Below are 23,253 nucleotides of genomic sequence, written 5' to 3' on the forward strand. Positions count from 1 at the left end.
ATTAGTTAATTAATAGATGATATAAGTGGTGTCGTTTTTTTGTTGATACGGATGATGGTTGAGCAAACTAAGTACTGTAATTACTTCCCTGGCTGAGGTTTGTCTTTTTAGTAACAGGGTATAATGTTCCTGTTGCACCTGTTTATTATCGGTCAGCAACTGTACGCCATACAATTCCTGTATAGCCAGCTGCACCTCATCAAATCCTGCTTTGGTGAGCTGAATGGCGGATTCCTTCCAGGGGGCTGCCGCCCACAGTGGAACATCGCTGCTGCTGTATTGTCCGCTTGTACTGTCTATTGAAATTCTTTTGCCGGCAACTAATATACCTACCGTACTATCTGCATAATGAACCGCAACTTTACCGGTAGCCACCGTAATAATGGAGGGCGTATGTGATGTCGCTGCCTTTACACTGAAAGATGTACCAAGTACACGGGTTTGTATGGCTCCCTGTTCTACGATGAATGGATGGGCCACATCTTCTTTTACGTCAAAAAAAACTTCTCCGGAAAGCAGTTGTATGGTACGGGATTGTTTACCATAGCCGGCAGAGGAGAACTGTAAACGGGAACCTCCTTTTAGCCACGCTGTACTTTTATCTGGTAATGTTAACTGGTATATTTTTCCTGCCGGCGCAGTAATTATACTGAGTGCATGATCCGGGTGCTGTGGACGTTGTAATAACCAGGAGCCAGCCAACAGGAACAGCAGTACCGCTGCTGCAGCACTCCATCGCCACCAGTGAATGTATTTCACCGGCGCAGGCGCCTGTAATGGCAAGGTATCCCGCAATGCCGCTTCCATGGCGGCCGGCATAGGTGTAGGGATCTCTTCGGTCCATAATTTCTGCATATAATTATCCAGTCCATCCGGATGCTCCAGCAACCATTGCTGAACGACAATTGTTTCTTCTGCCGAACATGCTCCGTTAATAAACCGCTGTAGTAATTTCTTTTCCATAGCGTTCATATCACGGATGAATCTTACAAAACCGGTAAGGCAAAAGTGGAGTTAATAATTTGGTAACATTTGGAATACGCTTAACGCTGGAATTTTTCGCGGAGAAATCTGAGAGAAAGACTTACCTGTTTTTCTACAGTGTCGGGAGAGATCTGTAATTGTTTGGCTACTGCTTTATGGGAAAGACCTTCCTGTTTAACTAACGTAAATATCTGTCTACGTTTTGGTGGCAGCTGGTTGATGGCCTGCTGCAGCTGCTGCCATTGTTCACGGTCTGTTTCTGCCGCTGCAACGGTAGTAAGGGCCTGTTGTTCCAGGAGGTGGATATACAGCTGTTGACTGGCTTTTTTTCTTAAATAATCAATGACACAATGACGGGCATAAGTGAATAATAAAGGCAGTACTTCTTTGTCTTCATGGATATCAGCAATCTTTTGCCATAGCCGCAGGTAACACTCCTGGATAATGTCTTTGGTATCCGCCGGGTTACCGGTGAGGTTTGCCACGAAGTAATGAAGCCGGTCTTTGGTCGTAGTGAATATTCTTTCAAACTTCAAATAAGCCGCGCCATCATCGGGTATTGATGAGTCAGTAAGAATAGTATGCGGAGGAGCAGGATCCATGATGGCGAATTAACTGCAATACTACTCATCCTATGTTACAGAATTGTTAAGGATGAACGAAGCAGGTGTTACAAGAAAAGTAGGGAGCTGATGATAGTTGAAAACAGGAAGAAGATTTGTTTATATCTTTATATCATGGGAAAAGAAATAGAAAGAAAATACCTGCTGGATCATGAAAAATGGCAGCAGGTAGAGAAGCCGGCCGGAGAACTTTACCGGCAGGGATATCTGCTCACCGATCCTCAAAAAACCATTCGCGTAAGGGCTACACCTACCAAGGGTTTTATCACCATAAAAGGTATGACCGTAGGCGCCACAAGATCAGAGTATGAGTATGAAATCCCGTTGTCGGAAGCCGGTGAATTATTAGATAATTTCGCCGCCGCAGTACTATCGAAGATCAGGTATAAGATAGTATACAAGGATAAAATATGGGAAGTGGATGAATTCCTGGAAGATAATGCCGGATTGATAGTAGCGGAAATTGAATTGGAAAGTGAAGAAGAAATGTTTGAAACACCTGAATGGGTAGGGAAAGAAGTGACGGGAGAGAAGAAATATTATAATGCCAATTTAACGATTACACCGTATAAAGATTGGCCGCAATAGATGGATAGTAAGTAGCCCACACCGAGGTGTGGGCTACGGATTAAGTTTATTGTGCCTTCTTTCTTTTTACCAGCAAAAAACACAAGTACAAAAACACTACCCACACCGGGATCAGCGCCACCGGCACTATCATACCGGTAATCCACATCAGCACCAATATTCCTACCAGGAATGCCAGGCATATGTAATTTGACACCGGGTATAGAAAAGAAGGAAATTTCGTTTTTATCTGAGCCGCCTTTTTACTGTTTTTGAATTTAAAATGCACGACTGTAATCATCAGCCAGTTGATAATCAAACACGATACCACCAGCGACATCAATATCTCCAGTGCTTTCTCCGGTATCAGTTTATTTACCACAATACAAATTGCAGCAAACAATCCGGATACCAGGATCGCTTTTACCGGTACATGGTTTTTGTTCAGTTTTGATAAGAATGCCGGCGCATTTCCCTGGTCGGCCAAACCATACAACATCCTGCTGTTACTATACACACAGCTGTTGTAAACAGAAAGCGCAGCTGTCAGCACAATCAGGTTCAATACATTCGCAATCAGGCTGGTGAAATAAATTGTTTTGCCCAAAAGTGTGAACTGAAATCCCTTTAAGCTTTCAAAAACCATTACAAAAGGACTGGTTGCTGTGGTAATACTTCTCCAGGGAGATAACGCAAATAGTATGATGAGGGCCCCTACATAAAAAATCAGGATCCGGTATATTACCTGGTTGGTGGCTTTCGGTATGGTTTTCTCCGGCTGGTCTGCCTCTGCAGCCGTAATCCCGATGAGCTCCAGACCTCCGAAAGAAAACATGATCATAGCAATGGCCGCAAATAAACCCTGGAAGCCACCTTTCCCATCGCTGTTCAGCAAGCCTTTCGGGAAAAATCCACCATCGTTCCAGAGGTTTTGTATACTGGCTTGTGTGCCGGCACTACCGCTGACCAGCAAATAAGTACCAAAAACAATCATCGCAATAATGGCAACTACCTTTACTATCGAAAACCAGAATTCTGCTTCTCCATATACTTTAACAGAACTGAGATTGAGTGCATTAATAGCGATGAAGAAGAACAGACTGGAACACCACAAAGGAATCTCCGGCCACCAGAAATGAACATACATGCCGATCGCTGTCAGTTCAGACATGGCCACCAGGATATACAATACCCAGTAATTCCACCCGGAGGCAAAGCCGGCGAAGGTGCCCCAGTATTTATAGGCAAAATGACTAAAACTCCCGGATACCGGCTCTTCTACCACCATTTCGCCCAGCTGCCGCATAATAAAAAAAGCGATGATGCCTGCAAATGCATAGCCTAAAATAACAGATGGACCGGCCAATACTGCAGCCGGACCTATTCCCAGGAATAAGCCAGTGCCTATAGCCCCGCCAAGGGCTATCAGCTGGATATGCCTGTTTTGTAAGCCTCTCCTCAGCTTTTGTTCTTCCGTTTTTTCGATAGTTGCTTTCAATGTTTAATGCGCTGGATAAGCTTGCAATTTGAGTTAATTTCAGCAAAAATGTAAACATATATTTGTTTGCGTTATCAGGTAGTCTCATAAAATCGGCGCATGTGGCCCAGTTTCAATAACCCGGAGTTGCGGTTGCACCTAAATATTCGTATATTTTCAGCCATATAACCCAACGCTGTTGAAAAACCCGAAACAAACCATTCTTACTGTATCCAGCCAGATTATATTTTCTGTGATCACCCGCCTGCTGCTGGGCGTGTGGCTGCTTTTTACTGACCCCGTGTCTGTTACATTCCGCTACCTGCTCATCGTTATATTTTGTATCCCTTTATTGCGGTATGTACTACATAAAGCCACCGGTACTACTATGGAAAATGCCTTATCCGGCAACTTCCCGAAGGGAAATACGGCGCGGGTAATACTCTGCGGAGCGATGTTTATCGTGTACATTTTTACAGTACCCCACATATTTTCTGTGTATACTTCCTCGTTCCCGGCCTTTTTACTGGCTCTTGTACTACCGGTGGTGTTGGCGTTCCTGCTGATCAGTGAAATCATCAAAGGAGGCAATACCATCAATAATGAGCATTCGTTAATGCTGACGATGGCCTTTTATATACTTCCCTTCCTGGCGGGTATTAACTTTGCATTTGATTTTTCCCGTCCTGAAGTGAAGCAATATTATGTGACCGGCAGAGAAGAATATACAGCAGGTGGTACCTCTGCCCCGGATGAAGGGCCGTCCACTTTTTATTATCTGTACCTGCTGCCCATGGATAGCGTGAAGGGACCTCTTCACTGGATAGAAGTGAGCGACTCGCAGAATAAAAACATACTGATGTTCAATGGTAGCGGCGCGGCTACCATCGACTGTATTCGTTATATAGTAGTGAACACGGAAAGAAGATTAAATAGTGTACGTTCGGTCATACCAGATGTGCCCAATAGCGTAGCCGCTTCTTATCACTGGCAGGTATTCCGCACCAATGGCAAGGTGGTCAGAACTGGAATTAAGTACGGGTTATATCAACGTTATGTACCCGGCGACTACCTGTATATCGATGAATATCGTGGTCTGCTGGGGTTTCCGTGGCGCAATTACCGTTGAATGCTTCAGGAACACCTGAGGGGTCAGCTATACCAGGAGATTTTTTTTTGTTGTTGGATTTGGGAAAGAAGGAATAGACATGACCTGTCATTAATGTATAAAATGAAAGGGCTTACCTTCCGGTAAGCCCTTTGTGTTGGTAGCATGAGATGTTTCCCATTATTCCCAATCAATCTTATATCTATACACCCAATCGATCCCTTTTATCCCAAACAACTTAAGAAAAATACTCATCATCATATTCCGTATCCTCGCCTGGAGCGGACTCACTTCCTGCTTGCCAACACCGCGTTTCCTTCCTTCTGCCACAATTTTTTCAACACGGCCTTTGCGATCGCTTTCAAATTGAGTAAATACTTTAACATAATCGTCCTTTCCATCCCGGAGTAGTTTAGCGAGGTACATGGCGTCTTCCAACGCCATGGATGCACCTTGCCCCGCGTTGGGACTAACGGCATGCGCAGCATCGCCGATGAGTAATACGCGGCCTTTGTGCCAGGTAGGCAGGGATTGTATATCGCTGATGTTTTGTCTTAATGGACGCTCGGTATGCGTAATCAATGCGGCAGCAGGGCCATGGAAGTCTTTGTAGATAGCAAGCATTTCCTGTTGCAATTTATCCATGGAAGTATCTCTCAGCGCAGCCTCACTCATAGGTTGGTTCGCATGCAGATTAGACCACCACATGGCATAGCCCTGATCTGCTGCACAATAACCGAAAAAGCCTTTGGCGCCGAAGGTGTAGTTCAGACTGCTCAGGTCCTGTTGTGTGAGTTCAGGCACCTTTTCCAGTTTTACGAAACCGCCTACCCCCACTACACCCACAAAGGATGGTTCCGGACCTTGTGGCAAAATATGACTGCGTGTTATTGAACGAATGCCGTCTGCGCCAATCAGGATATCCCCGCTATCGCTGTCGCCATCTTCAAAGTTAGCCTTTACGCCGATGCTATATTCATTGATGGAGAGTAGACGTTTATTGTATTTTATCTCAATGCCTGATTTGTTGATTTCATTGGTCAACACCTCATATAAAGTAGCGCGCGACATGCTTACGCCAGGCTGACCATATTTGTTGATATCTCCATAAGGAATACGTGCCAGCACTTTTCCATTTTCACTTCTGAAGCAATGCTCCAGTGTGATAGCTCCACGGGCAGCCAGTTCATCTGCCAGGCCCAGTGCCGCCAGTACATTCATGCCGTTAGGGGCAATGTTCAATCCGCTACCGGCTTCCCCTTTGTAAGCGTATGCTTCGTAGATGGTGCAGGTAATGCCTGCCTTTTTCAGGAATAATGCCAGCGCAAGGCCGGCTACACCGCCGCCAATAATAAGTACATGCAGCGATTTGGTATTGTTGATCATAGCAAGGAGTTTATGATACAAAGCTATCTGTACCCGTGTGCTACAACAACAGGAGGAAGGTAAGTAGAGGGGGATTTGTCGGTGAATGAAATGATTTTAGCGGTGAAGCTATTGTTGCAGACTTTTCAGGTAAGCCGGATAGTCTGTCCTCATAAGTACTTCATCGGTAGTCCGTTTTGCGAGGATCATATGCAGCATATTGGATGATGCTGTTTCCATAGCGTCCACCCTTCTTTTTAATTCTTCCAGCGGGAGGTCTCTGCAATAAATAGACGAGCCAGGCTGCTGCTTCCATGATTGCGCAATATCCCCCACGTCAAAAGGATCAAAACCCAATGCATCTACCAGGGCAAACACCACTTCCTTTGCTGTAGTACTATCACCTGAAACCGCTAAAGCGATGCGGTGCTTGTCACCTTTGGGTTTGGCCAGATCTGTCAGGCTTTCCACAACAATGGAGTTAAATACTTTCACCACCGGAACGCCTAATAGCTCCTGCACCCATAAACTATCTATGCCATGCTGCTCAAGTGCAGGTATAGCACCATCGCGGAGACTTGGGTAGTAATTCCCTGTGTCAATGACCACTACATCATCAGCAAGCTGTTTAAACAGGTTGGGAGGGAGATCCGCTACCGCTTTTTGTGGAATGGTCACAATGATTACCTGCTTGTTTCTGGTTGCTTCTTCTACTGTGACGGCTTCTGCTCCAAGGTCCTCCGCCAGTTGTTTTAAGGATGCCGGCCCCCGGGAGTTAGCGATCGAAACGGTATGTCCCAGTTTCACCAGTTTTGATGCCAGACAGCTGCCTATAGCGCCTGCGCCGATAATGCCTATGTTCATAACTTAATTTTTTTTATTTCCTTTTTCGGAAGTCGTTTTAATAGGTAACTTTAAAGTTACTCAAATATATAAGTAACTATTGAGTTACGCAAATGTTTTTCAGTATCTGCCAGACGTAGGGGTAAACAGAGGGCAGGGTGTCTTATCCTATACATCAAAGCACAATGCCATCTATGAGTAACGGGAGCAAGAAAATCAACGTCGTTAAGGCAATTGATTTTGAACGTCAATATATGTCGGCAGTACCGCCTGCGCTTAAATCATCCCGAATCCCTATTCAAATTTATGATATACAGGAAACGGCTCGTTTTATTCAAATACCAACGCCTCTTCACCGACCAGACTATAACTTTATTGTTCACCTGACTAACGGGCATGCAAAGCAGCAGGTAGATGCAGCAGTAAAATCTATCAGTAAGCATGACATCCTGTTGGTGAAGCAGGGGAACATGACGGCTTTAAAAGAGGTAAGTAAAGATGCCGCAGGCCATATTGTCCTATTTGAAGATAGCATCCTCCACCATCTTTTATCGAAGGAGAAATCCATCCACCTTTTTTCGGCAGATGCAGTAATCAGATTATCAGCCGCCACCAGTCAATGGCTGACACCACTCTTCGGACTATTGTCAAATGAAATGCATAGTGAAAAACCAGACCTCGACATTAGTTACTCCTTGTTTCAGGCGGCGTTAATAAAAATTATTGCCGCAAATAAAACGCATCATCAAACCATCAACCGGAGCAGTGAAGTGGCATTTACTTTTAAGGAATTAGTGTATAAATATCATATTGAACATAAATCCGTTTCGTTTTATGTTGATAAACTGTCGGTGTCCGTCAATTACTTGAATCGCTGTATCCAGCAAACAATGGGTACTGCGCCTAAAGAATGGATCAATAAAGTCAGTATCTCCCAGAGCCAGCTATTGTTGCAAGACTTTACCAGGTGTATTTCCTCCGTAGCATTTGAATTGAATTACGATGATCCCAGTTACTTTGGCCGTCTTTTTAAAAAAGTAACCAGGTTAACACCTTCTGAATACAGGGCTTCACTCATGCAAAATTCGTCCGGGGAAATGTAGATTCTGTTCTAGAAAGAAGGCCTGTTTTCATGTCACCTTTGTGATATCAAATACAATTCAAAAGGAAAACATGAAACAGCTAACACGTCTTTTTATATTGAGCATCTTATTTTCAAACAATGTTTATTCGCAGTTGATTAAGGACGTTGCAGGTATTGCGGTGACCACGCATGCGGAAACGAAATTTAACGACCTGCCCACCGAAAGTGGCTTCAGGACGAATAAGTTTAAATACAATACCTATGATGCTTGGCTGCCTATACCGCCCCTGCATTTTGGTAAGACGTTTATACTCTCTAATATTAATTACCGCTTAATGGATTTTACTATTGATAAAGACGCTTCACAAAATATTTATCAGTTGGATAAAATTCATGAAATTAAAGCAGTTGTCATTGTCAAACACCCCATCTCTGCAAGATGGTCGCTTTTAGGGATCATCATCCCAACGGTGGCAACTGATTTCAAAAGTGGCCTTTCATCGCAGGACTTAATCCTGGACGGTATTTACGGGGTATCCAAAAAGTTTGGCAAACACCAGAATCTGGAAATTGGTCTTGGCGTACATGCCATGTATTCCTTTCAGCAATTCTTAATTACACCGGGAGTATCCATAGACTATAAAAGCAATAACGGCAAATGGGTAGGCCAGTTTTATTGGCCGAGATTAAATGTGGTGTATAATGTTTCTAAAAACACACAGGTAGGTATCGCCGGTTCCATAGATTGGACCAAATACAATTTAAAAGACTATACAGACTACCAGGGCAAGCAAATTGATTACGCACAGTTTTCATCCATCCATGCCGGCCTGCAATTTAACCAACGTATTTATAAGAATTTCTGGGTACAGCTACAGGGTGGCGTAGGACTGTTTAATAGCTACAAACTATTTAACGCCAACCACGATACCGTCCGGAATTTTTCTATCGATAATATGGCTTACGGAAAAGCGATGATCACTTACAGAATTAAATAGACCATGGAGAATATTGATCACATACTAATTTTTAAAACCAACATAAGGCATGCATCAGATAAAAGGAAGCTACAGCCAATACTGGATGCAAACAAGTGCATTGAGCGTTGGAACGTAGACCTGGATGATGTAGACTGTGTGCTGAGGATTGTTTCATATAAGCTGAAATGTCATCAAATTATCGAGATGATAATGTATCACGGCTATGAATGTTGCGAATTGGAGTAAGGAACGGATACTTTTTGTAAATTAGTTTTTTGATAATAAAGTCAAATGAAAACTCCTAAGGAGATAAAATAAGAAAATCATATATTGAGTAAAGTACTATTACCGTTTCCTTTAAATAGCCATTATGACATTGAATGACGCAATCATACAAAGCCTTGATGAAATCAAAGTACCTGCCAAATACCTACAGATCTATAATCATATAATTGCTGCAAAGTATTATGATTTTAAAGATGCCAAAACGCCTCCTCAAACAGTATCTGCGTTACTAGGTAATTTCATCCGGAATCGTGATTCGAGAGTAAAGAGAATACCGCTAAAAGGAGGATCTTTTAGTTATTTTCTAACTAAACATGAATCAGAAATTAGCATAGATGCCCTGGAGGCAATAGAAAATGCTGAAGATGATAAAAGTGGTAAACATCGGCTTCTTACCGAAGACCAATCAACTTACTATCGACGATTTGAAGAGAGAAGTTTGCACAAGCTATTAAGTAGTTATCTTAACGGAATTGGGATAAAGTCAAAAACTATTTTTCATGAACAATCAAATTCAAAAGACAGCCACCAGAAATGGATTCACCCGGATATGGTAGGCATTCGTTTTTTGAATTTGCATACGAAGACCAGTCAGGCTTTTTTTAAGGCTATTAATCGCTTAGGAACTTTTGAGTTAACAGCCTACGAGTTAAAAAAAGAGATAAAATCGGACTATGAGCTGAAAAAATGTTTTTTTCAGGCTGTATCTAATTCCAGCTGGGCCAATTTTGGATACCTGGTAGCCTTTCAGATTAATGATATTCTCCTGGATGAAATTAAAAGATTGAATCAGTCTTTTGGAATCGGCATTATTCTGTTAAAAGCTAACCCCTTTGAAAGTGAAGTTCTGTTCCCCGCAAGATATAAGGACCTGGATTTTATTACCATTGACAAGCTTTGCCGGATTAATCCGGACTTTGAACGATTTATAGAGCAAACAGAGAAGTTACTTACTGCGAGTGAACGTTACGTAGAAGCATTGGAAAAAGAATTGGTAAGTTTTTGCGATGTCTTTTTTACAAGTGAAATGGATACTGAAAAGTATTGTAAGGAACAGAATATACCTATAGAAAGAATAATGGAAGATAATCTTGGAGATAAGGATAATTAGGTTTCGAATTTAATACTAATAAACTACTTCAAGAAAAATATAAGGAAAAGGTTTATTCATTAGAAATAGGCATTCACTGCGAACTCATATTGCTCTATAAATATCTTTTTGAAGGCACTAATATTATTTTGTTCATAGAAAATAAGCATAGCTTCTTTGTAATTTACAGAATCGACTGTGCGGAAAGATAAAGGGCAGTACTGATGTGCGATTAATATTGCGTTACTGATAATACGTGCGGTTCTTTTGTTACCGTCGGCAAACGCCTGTATGTAGGATAAGAGCACTAACGCCAAAAGTGCTTTTTCAAATATATCTTCTTTGGCATTGATCAGTTCACACATATCATTTAGGGCTTCACGAATCTGGTGCTCATTATCCAACGGGCGATAGTTTGTCCCGGTTATACCTACTCTCCCGCTACGAATATTGCGGTTTACACCCAGATCGTAGATGAGTATACTATGAATATCCTCAATTCGACTTACCGTTAGCGGTATGACATAGTCAGGATGTTTAATGATGAAATTAAGGGCCTCCTTATGATTCAGCAGCATAGTAGCATCATCTTTGGGTTTACCCTCGGCGGTTTCTTTCTCTTTTAAAAGACGTTCTGTCTCCAGTAAAGAATAGGTATTACCTTCGATCTGTGATGATTTCCAGCTCAGGTCAATGGCTAGACGTTCCTGTTCTTTATCATATTCGGTAGATGATAAGTTGGAAACGTTTCTTCTGAATTTTTCATGTAGCTCCTTCAGGCGCTGTTGCTCTTCAGCTGTAAATATTATTGCATTGGCGAGGATATCGGTGATGAGGAAGAGGTTAAAGTCTCCTTTAATTGTTCGTTGATCCTGCTCTAATTTAAAATACTCATTTACGCTAACTGGATGCAACAGTTTATAGGACGGACTGATGAAGTACCTGGTTCCTTTTCCTTTTCCTTCAGTAACAATGAGATTTTCTTCCAGTAATTGTGTCAATACCCTCTTTAGTGTTGCATATGCAAACTTAAGGCCCATACCATCGTAGATTTCCCTGGAGGAAAGTGACGGATGACTCGTAAGATAAACAAGTATTTCTTCTTTCTGGCTCATTTTAAATCTTTTTACAGCTCAAATTTATATTATTCTGAGCTTTATTTACCCTTTATTTGAGCTTTATTTCGTTGTAGCTCAGTTGATAGTCGAATACGGCTCAATTAATATATTAATTGAGCCGTATTCGACTATCAACTGAGCTACTTTTTGTTCAGGCTTATCATCTCATGTGTTCATTTGATAATTTTTCTTTATTTTGTAGATTAACTTTTCCCAAATTGAACCTGAACCCTGAACAATTAGCCCGAGAACGAATTGATTCTGAACTGGTTAGAAGTGGATGGATCATTCAAAATAAATCACGCATCAATCTGAGTGAAGGCATAGGCATTGCCGTTCGTGAATATCAAACTGACGTTGGTCCTGCGGACTATGTACTTTTCGTGAACAAGAAGCCGGTTGGTATCATTGAAGCCAAACGGGCCGAAGAAGGCGTGCATATGTCAATACATGAAGATCAGAGTGAGGGCTACGCCAAAGCGAAATTAAAGTACTGTCAAAACGATCCTCTTCCCTTTGTATACGAAAGCACCGGCGAGGTAACCAAGTTTACCGACCACCGTGACCTAAAGCCACGCTCAAGGACCGTGTTTAGTTTCCATCGACCGGAAACTTTTGCAGAATGGCTCAGGATGGATAAATCCTTAAGAACCCGTTTGCACGATCTACCGGTATTACTGACCGATGGGTTGCGGGATTGTCAGATCACAGCTATCAATAACCTGGAAAAATCTTTCAAAGACGCCCGTCCCAAAGCCCTGATACAAATGGCTACCGGCTCAGGGAAGACGTTCACGGCGATCACCTTCGTTTACCGCTTGTTGAAGTATGCGAAGGCTAAACGTATCTTGTTCCTTGTCGATACAAAAAACCTTGGTGAGCAGGCGGAGCAGGAATTTATGTCCTATGTACCCAATGATGATAACCGGAAGTTTACGGAGCTATATGGGTTAACCAGGTTGAGAAGTAGCTTTATCCCTTCGGATAACCAGGTGTATATTAGTACCATTCAACGGATGTACTCCATTCTGAAAGGTACAGAACTGGATGAAAATGCGGAAGAACAGAATCCCAATGAAAGGTTTCAGCCCAAAGAGCCACTGCCGGTTGTTTACAGTGAGAAAATACCTCCTGAATTTTTTGACTTCATCGTCATTGACGAGTGCCATCGCAGTATTTATAATCTTTGGAAGCAGGTACTTGATTACTTTGACGTGTTCCAGGTAGGATTAACAGCCACGCCGGATAACAGGACATTCGGGTACTTCAAACAAAACCTGGTGAGCGATTATGGATATGAAAGGGCGGTAATAGATGGTGTGTTGGTACCTTATAATGTATTTACCATACAGACAAAAATCACGAAACAAGGTAGCAAAATTGAGATAGGTGAAAGTGTAGATAAACGGGAACGATTGACCCGTAAGAAATTCTGGGAAGCAGTGGATGAAGATATTGAATATAGTGGCAAGCAATTGGATAGAGACATTGTGAACCCCAGCACTATCCGGACTATTGTCCGTGCAATGAAGGAGCGCCTGCCTACCATATTTTCAGACAGATACGATAAAGAGAATAAATTTGAAGTGCCGAAGACATTGATCTTCGCTAAGTCAGACTCTCACGCAGAAGATATCATTGAAATTGTGCGGGAAGAATTTGCAGAAGGGAATAAATTCTGTAAGAAAATAACTTACCGCAGTGAGGAGGATCCGAAAGATGTACTCGCACAGTTCCGCAATGGCTACGATCCACGTATTGCGGTTACTGTAGATATGATTGCCACCGGTACTGATATCCGTCCGTTGGAAGTATTGGTATTTATGAGGGATGTTAAAAGCCGGAGTTATTACGAGCAAATGAAAGGCCGGGGTACGCGCACTTGTTCTTTGGAGCAATTGAAAGCCACAGGCACTCCCTCTGCCAGATATACCAAAGATCATTTTGTGATCATTGATGCCATTGGCGTGGAGCTGTCACAGAAAACGGATAGCCGTCCCCTGGAAAAGAACCCAGGTGTGAGTTTGAAAGACGTGTTGCAAAATATTGCGATGGGTAACACCAGTGAGGATATGCTGACAACGCTTGCTAACCGCCTGCTGAGACTGGAAAAGCAGATTAATGATAAAGAAAAAGCTACCTTCGCGGCCCAGGCAAATGGGCAGACGATTAACCAGGTGGTAAGGAAGTTGCTGAATGCTTATGATCCGGATATGATCTACGGTATTGAGGAACGTACAAACGAAAAGCTGTTGGGTGCCGCTCCTGCAAAGATTGATGTTGCCATTGAAGAAGCGAAACAGCAGGCTATTGAAGAAGCGGTGGCCATCTTTAATAATCCTGATCTTCGGAATTATATTGTGGATGTTCGTAAGAAATATGATCAGGTGATCGATCATATTAACCAGGATGAGGTCACGCAAATAGGTTGGGTAAAAGACCAGGATAAGGCGGCAGAATTAACGATTAGTAATTTTACCTCCTGGATAGAGGCACATAAGGAGGAGATTACAGCTTTGGAAATTTTTTATGATCAGCCTTATCGCCGCAGGGAACTGACCTATCAAATGATTAAAGATCTTAGCGAGAAACTAACCACCGAGCAGCCCTTATTAGCTCCCCTCCACGTATGGCGTGCATTCGAACAATTAAAGCAAACCAACGGAGAGCCTAAAAATGAGTTAATGGCGCTGGTGAGCCTGATCCGAAAAGTAAGTGGTATTGATACTTCTCTTACCGGTTACGATAAAGTGGTAGATAAAAACTTCCAGACCTGGGTGTTTCAGAAACAGGCAGGTACTACTACCAAGTTTACGGAAGAACAAATGAAGTGGTTACGTATGATTAAGGATTATGTGGCGGCCAGCTTTCACCTGGATAAAGAGGATTTTGAACTGGATCCGTTTAATCGGAATGGTGGACTGGGCAAGATGTGGCAGTTGTTCGGAGAGAAGACGGAGGAGATTATTGGGGAGTTGAATGAAGTGTTGGCAGCGTAAGAGACGGAATTTTATGCCATATACTTGTTAATCAATTTCTTTATTTCAGGAATGATTAATGAATTGTATTATAGAAGCAATGTATGAATAAAATAATGAAGCAACTGCCGGAGAACTGGAGTTGGATGAAGCTGGGTGAAATCGGGAAGGTAGTTTCCGGAGGTACTCCATCAACTGCGGTTCCGGAGTATTGGGGTGGTAATATAGGCTGGATTTCACCTTCAGATCTAACTGGTTATAGAAAAAAACACATTGAGAAAGGCGCAAAGTCAATTACGGAGGCGGGATTAAAGAATTCTTCGGCTCGTTTAATTCCTCAAGGATCTGTACTATTTTCATCAAGAGCTCCAATTGGATATGTTGTTATTGCTGAAGGAGAATTATGCACTAATCAAGGGTTCAAAAGTATAGTTCCTAATTCTGATGTTTTAAGTGAGTATTTATATTATTATCTTAAGGCTTCAAAAAGAAATGCAGAATCAGTTGCGAGTGGCACAACATTTAAAGAGATTTCATTATCAAAGTTTTCAGAGTTAGATTTTCCACTTCCACCCAAACCCATTCAACAAGCTATCGTTTCCAAAATTGAAGAACTCTTCAGTGAGTTGGACAAGGGGATAGAAAGTCTGCGTACGGCTCAACAACAAATAAAAACTTATCGACAAAGTGTATTGAAATGGGCATTTGAGGGAAGAATGACCAATGAAGATTTGAAAGATGGAGAATTGCCACAAGATTGGAAGTGGATGAAAAGTAAAGATTTATTTAAGTTTGTAACTAGTGGTTCAAGAGGATGGGCTAAATATTATTCTGATAATGGAGCAATATTCTTACGAATCACAAATCTTGATTTCGATTCGCTAAACTTAGATTTGGAAATTAGTAAGATTCAATATGTAAATCCGCCTTCTAACTCTGAAGGAATACGAACAAAAGTGGAGGAAGGAGATTTTCTATTTTCCATTACCGGCTATCTTGGTATGTTTGCAATTGCACCAAAGCTTGATAATGCTTTTGTGAATCAGCATATTGCGCTGTGTAGACCTAAAAATGAATTTAATAAGAAGTTTGTTGGCTATTGGATAATATCAAAATCGGGTGGACATTATTATCTAAATAAAATGACAAAAGGGGCGACTAAAGCTGGTCTTGGTTTGGAAGATATAAAAAATTTCCCAGTTCCTATTGCGTCAATTGAAGAACAAGATCTTGTTGTCCAAGCTATCGAATCCCGCCTCAGCGTTGCCGATAAGCTGGAAGAAACCATCTCTAATAGCCTGCAACAGGCAGAATCACTAAAACAATCCATTCTCAAAAAAGCATTCGAAGGAAAATTAGTTTAACGAGAAATTCATGGCAAAAAAATCAGCAACAATACAAGAAAATAATATAGTAATAGAGAATAAGTCCGTCAATACTTCCAGCATAGTAAGTAAAGTATGGGCCTTTTGTAATACACTCCGTGATGATGGCGTAGGCTATGGCGACTACCTGGAGCAACTAACCTACCTGCTATTTCTGAAAATGGCAGATGAGTACACCCAGCCTCCGCATAACAGGGCAATGCCTATCCCGGCCAAATACAATTGGAAAACATTAACTAACAAAACCGGTGATGACCTGGAAGTTCACTATAATCATCTATTGCGTGAACTGGCAAAAGAAAAAGGTATCCTTGGGCAAATCTTCACTAAAAGCCAGAATAAAATAACTGATCCTGCAAAACTCTACAAGCTTATTGCGCTGATAAACGCAGAGCAATGGGTATTGATGGGAGTGAAGGATAAAGGAGATATTTACGAAGGCCTGCTGGAAAAGAACGCAGAAGATACAAAGAGTGGCGCGGGACAATATTTCACCCCGAGGCCGTTGATTAAAGCCATGGTAGAATGTCTGCGCCCGGAACCAATGAAAACCATCGCGGATCCTGCTTGCGGAACAGGAGGGTTTTTCCTGGCAGCTTATGACTGGATGACGGATAATTTGTCATTAGATAAAGGACAGAAACAATTCCTGAAATACAATACCTTTTTCGGAAACGAAATTGTGGCAAGTACCAGGCGGTTAGCATTAATGAACCTGTTCCTGCACAACATAGGCGACATTGATAGCGAACAAATAATGATTTCTCCAAATGATTCATTGATTGCCGCATCAGAAACCCGCTATGATTATATTCTTGCTAATCCTCCTTTCGGGAAGAAAAGCAGTATGACATTTACCAATGAGGAGGGCGAACAGGAAAAGGAAGATCTTACCTATAATCGCCAGGACTTCTGGGTAACTACCAGCAATAAGCAATTGAACTTTGTGCAGCATATTAAATCCATGTTGAAAACAACGGGCCTCGCTGCTGTCGTATTGCCCGATAATGTATTGTTTGAAGGTGGTGCAGGCGAGACCGTCAGAAAAAGATTATTGGAGACTACGGACCTGCATACTATACTACGCTTACCAACGGGCATTTTCTATGCCAATGGTGTAAAGGCCAATGTGTTGTTCTTTGATGGTAAGGCCGCCAGCAGGGAAGCACACACAAAAGGAGTATGGGTGTATGATTACAGAACCAATGTCCACCATACGTTAAAAAAGAATCCGCTGAAGTTAGAAGACCTGAGAGATTTTATCACTTGCTACAATCCTCAAAACCGGCATAAGAGAAAGGAGACCTTCAGTGACTCTAATCCAGAGGGTAGATGGCGCAAGTTTTCTTATGAAGAAATTATAGCCAGAGATAAAACCAGCCTGGATATCACATGGTTAAAAGATAAGTCCCTGGCGGACTTAGACAATTTACCAGATCCGGATGAATTAGCGGAAGATATCATTGAGAACCTGGAAGCTGGTCTGGAGAGCTTTAGAGCAATTATCGCGAGCTTAAATGCTACAAAAAAATAATTAGAAAAAAGAGAAGCATTGGTAATAATAAACGGGGTTGAATCGAAAGATTTGCCCCGTTTTTCATTACCCAAAAATGATCAGGACAAAGAACCATCCTCAAAATAGCCCCTCCATCCCCCCACAACCACTCTTGCCCAAAATTTCTCCCTAAAACCAACAAAAAAAATGATATATTCATAGCCAACCAAAATCAACTGCTGCTATGAGAAATCCAGTCCTTATTGGATGTCTGACCTTATTCTGCCTGCTCACAAGTGTATTTGCTAACGCCCAGGTGACCACTGCCACGCTGAGCGGTACTATCCAAAGCAGGGAAGGCAGGCCACTCGCCGGCGCCACCGTAAAAATCGAATTTCGGGAAGCCGGCATCACTAAAATTATTATTACCCAAAACAATGGTTCGTTCCAGGTACCCAATCTTCGCGTTGGAGGACCTTACAAGGTGTCGGTGACTTTCGTGGGGTATGCGGAGAAGTCAGAGGATAATATCTTCCTCGAGCTGGGACAGAATCGGGCGGTAGACATACAACTGGACGTCAGCACAGGTAGTTTGTCGGGTATCACCGTTACCGGGCAGTCGAAAATTTTCGACAACCAGCGCACAGGTGCTTCTTCCAATATCAGTTCACGCCAATTACGGCAGTTGCCGACTATTTCCCGCTCCGCGGATGATTTCACGCGACTGACGCCCTCCGCCTCGTCCACCATCAACGGAACTTCCTTCGCCGGACGTAACGGACAATACAACAACTATTCACTCGATGGTGCCGTATTCAATAATCCATTCGGACTGGATGCGCCTACACCTGGCGGACAAACGGGTGCACAGCCTATTTCCCTGGATGCCATCGACCAGATACAGGTGAACCTGGCGCCTTACGATGTCACCCAGGCGGGATTTACCGGTGCTGGTGTTAATACCGTTACCAAGTCAGGTACCAACACTTTCGGTGGTACCGTTTACGGTTTTTATCGCAATCAGGGCATGACCGGTAAAAAAGTAGATGGTAATAAAATCGCCGTGCCAGATCTGACCCAGCTGCAGGCAGGCTTCGCGGTAGGTGGAGCCATCGTCAAAAACAAACTTTTCTATTTCGCCAATTTTGAAACAGAACAAAGGGATGATGCTGCCAGCAGTTATGTGGCGCGTACTGCCACTAACGGCGACAATAACAATACTTCCCGCGTATTGCAATCAGACCTGGACGATGTAAGTAATATTCTGCGGACTAAGTTCGGCTATGAAACCGGTCCTTACCAGGGTTTTAATCTGAAGCAAAAGAATTACAAGTGGCTGGCAAAACTTGACTGGGTGATCAATGAAAATCACAGCCTGTCATTTACCTACAATGGCTTGCAGGCAACAAAAGAAAAGCCTGCCCATCCCAATGCCATCCGCGATCGTGGCCCCGATTACCAAACCTTGCAGTTCAGGAATTCGGGCTATCAGATCGAAAATAAGCTGCAGTCTTTCGGCGCGGAGTTGAAATCCAGCTTCGGCAACCGTTATGCCAACAAGCTCAGAGCCGTGTACACCACTTTCAAGGATAAAAGAACTCCCTTCTCGGAGCCTTTCCCGGTACTGAATATCACCAAGTATGGTACCATGTACATTGTGGCAGGGCATGAACCATTTTCTATCAACAACCGGCTGAACCAGGACGCTTTCCAGGTAACGGACAACTTCAACATCATCCTTCCTAAACATACTATTACTGTGGGAGGATCTTATGAGTCTTTCAAATTTGGAAACTCGTTTAACCTGACCGGCTACGGCGCCACCCTCTTCAGTGACGCAGATATCCAGGTGTTCAAAGACAGCGTCCCGGTGAGCGGCAAATATGTTTTCGGTGCATACCCGCTCGATGTTGATGTGACAGGCGCCAGAGCGGCAGGTGCTGCTGATAAATGGAACTGGTATTATATCACCGTGGCACAGCTATCTACCTACCTGCAGGATGAATGGAAAGCCACTGATAACCTTCGCGTGACCTTCGGCCTCCGGATGGATATTCCTCTTTATATGAATTCCTCCTTCCAGTCACCTGATGGAAAAAAGACTTCTCCCACCATCCCCAATAATGATGACCTGGTGCTCTTCGATGAACACGGCGAACCGGTTAAAAACGGGCAAGGCAAACAACTGGATAATACCCGGCTGCCTTCTTCCAAACCTTTGTTCTCTCCAAGAATAGGTTTCAACTGGGACGTAAAGGCAGATAAAAGCTTGCAGCTCAGAGGTGGTTCCGGACTCTTTACCGGTCGTTTCCCATTTGTATGGATAGGTAACCAGATCGGCAATCCCACTTCCGGATTTTATTGCGCTACTGACCGCGATTTCAAATGGCCGCAGATCTGGCGTACCAATATCGGCGCCGACATCAGGGCCGGACGGGGAACCATTTTCAGCGTTGATGTAGCCTACTCGAAAGATGTGAACGCCATGATGGTAAGAAACTACAAACTGGGTACACCTACCGGATCGCTGAACAGCGGTATCGGTGATACCCGGAGTGTTTACAAAGACACCGACAAAGGCGCTGTCAACGCATATGTTTTCACCAATACGAAAACAGGAGACCAGTTTAATACCAGTTTCACCGTGCAAAAGACCTTTACAAATAACCTGTTTTTATACGGTGCCTATAATTACCTGGTATCGCGCGATGCAAGCTCCATTTCAGCAGAGATCAGTGGTGATGCATTTGACAGAAATCCTATTCTCAATAATGCCAACGAAGCAAGAAATACACCTTCCCTCTACGGAAATACCCATCGCTTCGTAGTAGCCGCCAGCAAGAAATTCAACTATGGAAAAGGCAAATATGGAACCACAATATCCCTTTTCGGTAACTGGAGCAGTGGTAACCGCTTTGCCTATGTATACGGAGGAGATATGAACAATGACGGTACCAGCAGCAACGACTTGTTGTATGTGCCTAAAAACAGCGAGATCGACAAGATGCAGTTTGCGCCCCTTACAGACGTAAATGGTGTGGTGCAAAATGCAGCAGCCCAGAAAGCAGCATACAAATCATTCATCGAACAAGACCATTACCTCCGGGGCAGGAGAGGAATGTATACAGAAAAGTATGGAGGGGTAAGTCCCTGGTTCAGTCAGGTGGATATGCGGGTACTACAGGACTTCTATTTTAAAAGCGGAGAAAAAATCCGGACGGTGCAAATCAGTCTGGATGTAGTTAACCTCGGTAACCTGATCAACAGTAAATGGGGTGTCCGGAAATATGCCTCCAACTCAGGATATTTTCAGCCGATTTCTGTGACAAATGTTACCAGCGGAGTGCCCACTTACCAGTTCGACCCTTCTCAGAAAGAAACCTTTATTGCCAGTCCGGACTTGTTAAGTCGCTGGCAAACACAGCTGGGCTTGCGTTTCATATTCTAGCCAGCCGTACAAACAGCAATATTATCATATAGCCCGCAGGTGTATTAGCCTTGCGGGCTATATTTTTTACGGTAAAATCTTTTTAGAAATGCCGGTTCCCATCCGTATTGAGTGGATGGATCAACGACTTGTTGCAGTAAGTAGCGGGGTCAAAGTCACTGACATTCATCGACAGGAAGGAAATATCTGTGAATAGTGGCGCTAATTTTTGTATGACTACTTTGGAAAGCGCTGCTTTTTGTTCCGTGGTCCGGCCTCCCATGATGCTCGCGAAAATGTGCAGAAAACTATGCTTTCCTTCTCCTAATTTATAATGTTCATAACAGTTAATCCGCACCTTAACATCATTCTCCGCAAACAATCCGGTAGATACGGCCGCATCGTAAACAGTTTCCATGATTACATCCGCCGGCTGTTGCTCTAAAATGTTTTTTGAAAATTCTATTACAAAATGAGGCATATGTTTTATTTTTTAATGAAGGAGAAGAAGCGTCACTTTTTATAACAAAAAATTACAAATTGATAATGGACCTTAAACTTTAAAGATCTTATTTTTATCTGGTTATCCACCAGGTAAATTACAACCATCATGATGAATTTTAAAGGAGCTATATTTTTGTTTACGATGCTCTTGCTGAGCTTTTCGGGATACAGTCAGGGATATAAACTGATCGCACATCGTGGCGGTGTGGTAGATAGTCTGCGTGGGGAAAATAGTATGGAGGCGCTACAGGAGGCTATCAGGCGTGGATATGATATGATAGAGATTGATGTACGGTTGACCAGCGACGGTATCCTGGTGACCCATCATGATGCCAGTCTTAAACGAACTTTTGGCATAGATAAACCTTTGTCGGCACTTACCTGGAAAGAGTTATTTGCTTTAAAGAATAAAATCGGCTATCGCATCCTGCCATTGGAGGAAGTGCTGAAACAGGCCCAGGCTCATTTGCAGATCATGATTGATCTCAAAATTCCGGGATATAATCCTGATGCTTTTGATAAGATGATATTTCTGCTTAAAAAGTATGATCTCTATGATCATGCACTGATGATTGGAACAGACGAATCCACTTCTTTTTTTACCGGGAAAATCAAGTTGAGTTGCACCCGGCAACAGCTGGAGGCAAATATGAAGCAACCAGGTTACGCTGCCGCTAACTATTACCTGTTTTCAGGAGATATCTCAGCCGCTGACGCTGCATGGGCAAAAGACAATAACATTCTAGCCATAGGCGTTGTCAATGCCTGGGCGTTTGACAAGGCGGATGGTAGGAAGCTGGCTGCGGAGCAGGCCACACGTCTGAAGGACGCAGGGTTAACCTGGTTTCAGATAGATAGCATATTTGAACCATTTTTTAGAAGCCGTTAATAGTTTTTTAGAGATACATTTTGTATAGTTGCTGATGTGGTGCATCGGTTTCTGGATGGATACCTCATATTCGACTACAACAAGCGCAGATCCGGCTACAGCTGTTTGTTTTTTGCGGCAGAACTTTGCAACATAAACAAACACGAAAATGAAAATTATAGTAACAGGTTCATTAGGACATATCAGCAAACCGCTCACAGTAGCGTTAGTACAAAAAGGACACGCAATTACGGTGATCAGCAGCAAGTCCGAAAAGCAAAAAGAAATTGAATCATTAGGAGCAACTGCTSCCATTGGTTCACTGGAAGACGTTGATTTCCTTACCACTACTTTTACGGGGGCCGATGCGGTGTATAGTATGGTCCCGCCAGTTAGTTACTTCGATCATAGTTTTGACCTGGTGTCGTATTATCAGGGACTTGGCCATAACTATGCCCGGGCCATTAAAACAGCAGGTGTAAAAAGAGTAGTTAATCTTAGCACCATTGGCGCCCATTTAGAGAAGAAATCAGGGATATTGATTGGTGCTCATGATGTAGAGCATATCCTTAATGGATTGTCGCCGGAAGTCGCCATTACGCATATGCGCCCTACATCTTTCTACTATAATCTGTATGGCTATGTAGATATGATAAAAAGCACGGGAGCTATCTCGGTGAATTACGGCGGAGACAACAAAGTGCCATGGGTTTCCCCGATAGATATTGCGGCTGCCGTAGCAGAGGAGCTCGAAACACCATTTACCGGTAGAAAGGTGCGCTATGTGGCCAGTGAAGACCTTACAGGAAACGAAGTAGCCGGCATCTTAGGCGCAGCGATCGGGAAGCCGGATTTAAAATGGGTAGTAATTTCTGATGAAGAAACGAAAAGCGGCCTGGAAGCGATAGGCATGCAACCACGTATTGCGGTGGGTTTGGTGGAGATGTACGGAAGTCTTCATAGCGGCCTGTTAGCAGAAGATTATGACCGCAACAGACCAGCAGTGATGGGGAAGGTAAAGATGACTGATTTTGCAAAGGAATTTGCGGTAGTCTTTAATCAAAAGTGATAA

The 23,253-nt window shown here is 43.0% G+C and carries 18 protein-coding genes; 11 read left to right on the plus strand and 7 right to left on the minus strand.

Annotated features, from left to right (window positions below):
• Positions 1–9: 9 nt before the first annotated feature.
• Complete coding sequence (locus AC1DP6_RS04305) at positions 10–963, minus strand: FecR family protein (protein ID WP_477053731.1); 954 nt, start codon at positions 961–963, stop codon at positions 10–12.
• An 80-nt stretch (positions 964–1,043) separates the two neighbouring features.
• Positions 1,044–1,586 (minus strand): RNA polymerase sigma factor, encoded by a 543-nt coding sequence (locus tag AC1DP6_RS04310; RefSeq protein WP_477053732.1) that lies wholly within the window; start codon positions 1,584–1,586, stop codon positions 1,044–1,046.
• Positions 1,587–1,721: 135 nt separating this feature from the next.
• On the opposite strand from AC1DP6_RS04310, the gene AC1DP6_RS04315 reads away from it, so the two are divergent.
• Positions 1,722–2,195 (plus strand): CYTH domain-containing protein, encoded by a 474-nt coding sequence (locus AC1DP6_RS04315; protein ID WP_477053733.1) that lies wholly within the window; start codon positions 1,722–1,724, stop codon positions 2,193–2,195.
• 46 nt (positions 2,196–2,241) lie between these two features.
• Here AC1DP6_RS04315 and AC1DP6_RS04320 read toward each other — a convergent pair whose 3' ends face one another.
• Positions 2,242–3,672, minus strand: a complete 1,431-nt coding sequence (locus AC1DP6_RS04320) for an amino acid permease (protein WP_477053734.1) — start codon at positions 3,670–3,672, stop codon at positions 2,242–2,244.
• Positions 3,673–3,850: 178 nt separating this feature from the next.
• Here AC1DP6_RS04320 and AC1DP6_RS04325 point away from each other — a divergent pair, with 178 nt between their 5' ends.
• The gene (locus tag AC1DP6_RS04325) at positions 3,851–4,780 is read left to right on the plus strand and encodes a hypothetical protein (protein ID WP_477053735.1); all 930 of its coding nucleotides are present in this window, start codon (positions 3,851–3,853) and stop codon (positions 4,778–4,780) included.
• 159 nt (positions 4,781–4,939) lie between these two features.
• On the opposite strand, the gene AC1DP6_RS04330 is transcribed toward AC1DP6_RS04325, so the two are convergent.
• Together AC1DP6_RS04330 and AC1DP6_RS04335 are read right to left on the minus strand one after the other, a co-directional pair.
• Positions 4,940–6,145, minus strand: a complete 1,206-nt coding sequence (locus AC1DP6_RS04330; protein ID WP_477053736.1) for an FAD-dependent oxidoreductase — start codon at positions 6,143–6,145, stop codon at positions 4,940–4,942.
• A gap of 108 nt (positions 6,146–6,253) precedes the next feature.
• Positions 6,254–6,988, minus strand: a complete 735-nt coding sequence (locus AC1DP6_RS04335) for an NADPH-dependent F420 reductase (protein ID WP_477053737.1) — start codon at positions 6,986–6,988, stop codon at positions 6,254–6,256.
• Between the two features lie 173 nt (positions 6,989–7,161).
• On the opposite strand from AC1DP6_RS04335, the gene AC1DP6_RS04340 reads away from it, so the two are divergent.
• The 3 genes from AC1DP6_RS04340 to AC1DP6_RS04350 all read left to right on the plus strand — a co-directional run bounded on the left by AC1DP6_RS04340 (position 7,162) and on the right by AC1DP6_RS04350 (position 10,427).
• Complete coding sequence (locus AC1DP6_RS04340; RefSeq protein ID WP_477053738.1) at positions 7,162–8,070, plus strand: helix-turn-helix domain-containing protein; 909 nt, start codon at positions 7,162–7,164, stop codon at positions 8,068–8,070.
• Positions 8,071–8,140: 70 nt separating this feature from the next.
• Entirely contained in the window at positions 8,141–9,049 is a 909-nt protein-coding gene (locus AC1DP6_RS04345) for a DUF6268 family outer membrane beta-barrel protein (RefSeq protein ID WP_477053739.1), read from the plus strand.
• Between the two features lie 352 nt (positions 9,050–9,401).
• Positions 9,402–10,427 (plus strand): hypothetical protein, encoded by a 1,026-nt coding sequence (locus AC1DP6_RS04350; protein WP_477053740.1) that lies wholly within the window; start codon positions 9,402–9,404, stop codon positions 10,425–10,427.
• A gap of 59 nt (positions 10,428–10,486) precedes the next feature.
• Here the strand turns inward: AC1DP6_RS04350 and AC1DP6_RS04355 are convergent, their stop codons facing one another.
• Positions 10,487–11,521: a Fic family protein gene (locus tag AC1DP6_RS04355; protein WP_477053741.1), complete on the minus strand. Its 1,035-nt coding sequence runs from the start codon at positions 11,519–11,521 to the stop codon at positions 10,487–10,489.
• A gap of 221 nt (positions 11,522–11,742) precedes the next feature.
• Between AC1DP6_RS04355 and AC1DP6_RS04360 the strand changes: the two genes are divergently transcribed.
• From AC1DP6_RS04360 to AC1DP6_RS04375, 4 genes are all read left to right on the plus strand, one after another.
• Complete coding sequence (locus AC1DP6_RS04360) at positions 11,743–14,523, plus strand: type I restriction endonuclease subunit R (RefSeq protein ID WP_477053742.1); 2,781 nt, start codon at positions 11,743–11,745, stop codon at positions 14,521–14,523.
• A gap of 83 nt (positions 14,524–14,606) precedes the next feature.
• The gene (locus AC1DP6_RS04365) at positions 14,607–15,866 is read left to right on the plus strand and encodes a restriction endonuclease subunit S (RefSeq protein ID WP_477053743.1); all 1,260 of its coding nucleotides are present in this window, start codon (positions 14,607–14,609) and stop codon (positions 15,864–15,866) included.
• A 10-nt stretch (positions 15,867–15,876) separates the two neighbouring features.
• Positions 15,877–17,421 (plus strand): class I SAM-dependent DNA methyltransferase, encoded by a 1,545-nt coding sequence (locus AC1DP6_RS04370; RefSeq protein WP_477053744.1) that lies wholly within the window; start codon positions 15,877–15,879, stop codon positions 17,419–17,421.
• 205 nt (positions 17,422–17,626) lie between these two features.
• Positions 17,627–20,830 (plus strand): TonB-dependent receptor, encoded by a 3,204-nt coding sequence (locus AC1DP6_RS04375; RefSeq protein ID WP_477053745.1) that lies wholly within the window; start codon positions 17,627–17,629, stop codon positions 20,828–20,830.
• Between the two features lie 82 nt (positions 20,831–20,912).
• Here the strand turns inward: AC1DP6_RS04375 and AC1DP6_RS04380 are convergent, their stop codons facing one another.
• The gene (locus AC1DP6_RS04380) at positions 20,913–21,290 is read right to left on the minus strand and encodes a 5-carboxymethyl-2-hydroxymuconate Delta-isomerase (protein ID WP_477053746.1); all 378 of its coding nucleotides are present in this window, start codon (positions 21,288–21,290) and stop codon (positions 20,913–20,915) included.
• A gap of 129 nt (positions 21,291–21,419) precedes the next feature.
• On the opposite strand from AC1DP6_RS04380, the gene AC1DP6_RS04385 reads away from it, so the two are divergent.
• Both AC1DP6_RS04385 and AC1DP6_RS04390 read left to right on the plus strand, forming a co-directional pair.
• Complete coding sequence (locus AC1DP6_RS04385; RefSeq protein ID WP_477053747.1) at positions 21,420–22,202, plus strand: glycerophosphodiester phosphodiesterase; 783 nt, start codon at positions 21,420–21,422, stop codon at positions 22,200–22,202.
• Positions 22,203–22,350: 148 nt separating this feature from the next.
• Complete coding sequence (locus AC1DP6_RS04390; protein ID WP_477053748.1) at positions 22,351–23,250, plus strand: NmrA family NAD(P)-binding protein; 900 nt, start codon at positions 22,351–22,353, stop codon at positions 23,248–23,250.
• Positions 23,251–23,253: the final 3 nt, after the last annotated feature.

Source organism: Chitinophaga sp. 01L420, from assembly GCF_056399985.1.

What these genes read in the sequence shown, in the direction of transcription:
- AC1DP6_RS04335 (WP_477053737.1), bottom strand. Translation starts at nt 6,988, where the DNA reads ATGAACATAGGCATTATCGGCGCAGGCGCTATAGGCAGCTGTCTGGCA.
- AC1DP6_RS04330 (WP_477053736.1), bottom strand. Translation starts at nt 6,145, where the DNA reads ATGATCAACAATACCAAATCGCTGCATGTACTTATTATTGGCGGCGGT.
- AC1DP6_RS04365 (WP_477053743.1), top strand. Translation starts at nt 14,607, where the DNA reads ATGAATAAAATAATGAAGCAACTGCCGGAGAACTGGAGTTGGATGAAG.
- AC1DP6_RS04310 (WP_477053732.1), bottom strand. Translation starts at nt 1,586, where the DNA reads ATGGATCCTGCTCCTCCGCATACTATTCTTACTGACTCATCAATACCC.
- AC1DP6_RS04315 (WP_477053733.1), top strand. Translation starts at nt 1,722, where the DNA reads ATGGGAAAAGAAATAGAAAGAAAATACCTGCTGGATCATGAAAAATGG.
- AC1DP6_RS04345 (WP_477053739.1), top strand. Translation starts at nt 8,141, where the DNA reads ATGAAACAGCTAACACGTCTTTTTATATTGAGCATCTTATTTTCAAAC.
- AC1DP6_RS04350 (WP_477053740.1), top strand. Translation starts at nt 9,402, where the DNA reads ATGACATTGAATGACGCAATCATACAAAGCCTTGATGAAATCAAAGTA.
- AC1DP6_RS04370 (WP_477053744.1), top strand. Translation starts at nt 15,877, where the DNA reads ATGGCAAAAAAATCAGCAACAATACAAGAAAATAATATAGTAATAGAG.
- AC1DP6_RS04385 (WP_477053747.1), top strand. Translation starts at nt 21,420, where the DNA reads ATGATGAATTTTAAAGGAGCTATATTTTTGTTTACGATGCTCTTGCTG.
- AC1DP6_RS04375 (WP_477053745.1), top strand. Translation starts at nt 17,627, where the DNA reads ATGAGAAATCCAGTCCTTATTGGATGTCTGACCTTATTCTGCCTGCTC.
- AC1DP6_RS04340 (WP_477053738.1), top strand. Translation starts at nt 7,162, where the DNA reads ATGAGTAACGGGAGCAAGAAAATCAACGTCGTTAAGGCAATTGATTTT.
- AC1DP6_RS04305 (WP_477053731.1), bottom strand. Translation starts at nt 963, where the DNA reads ATGGAAAAGAAATTACTACAGCGGTTTATTAACGGAGCATGTTCGGCA.
- AC1DP6_RS04355 (WP_477053741.1), bottom strand. Translation starts at nt 11,521, where the DNA reads ATGAGCCAGAAAGAAGAAATACTTGTTTATCTTACGAGTCATCCGTCA.
- AC1DP6_RS04380 (WP_477053746.1), bottom strand. Translation starts at nt 21,290, where the DNA reads ATGCCTCATTTTGTAATAGAATTTTCAAAAAACATTTTAGAGCAACAG.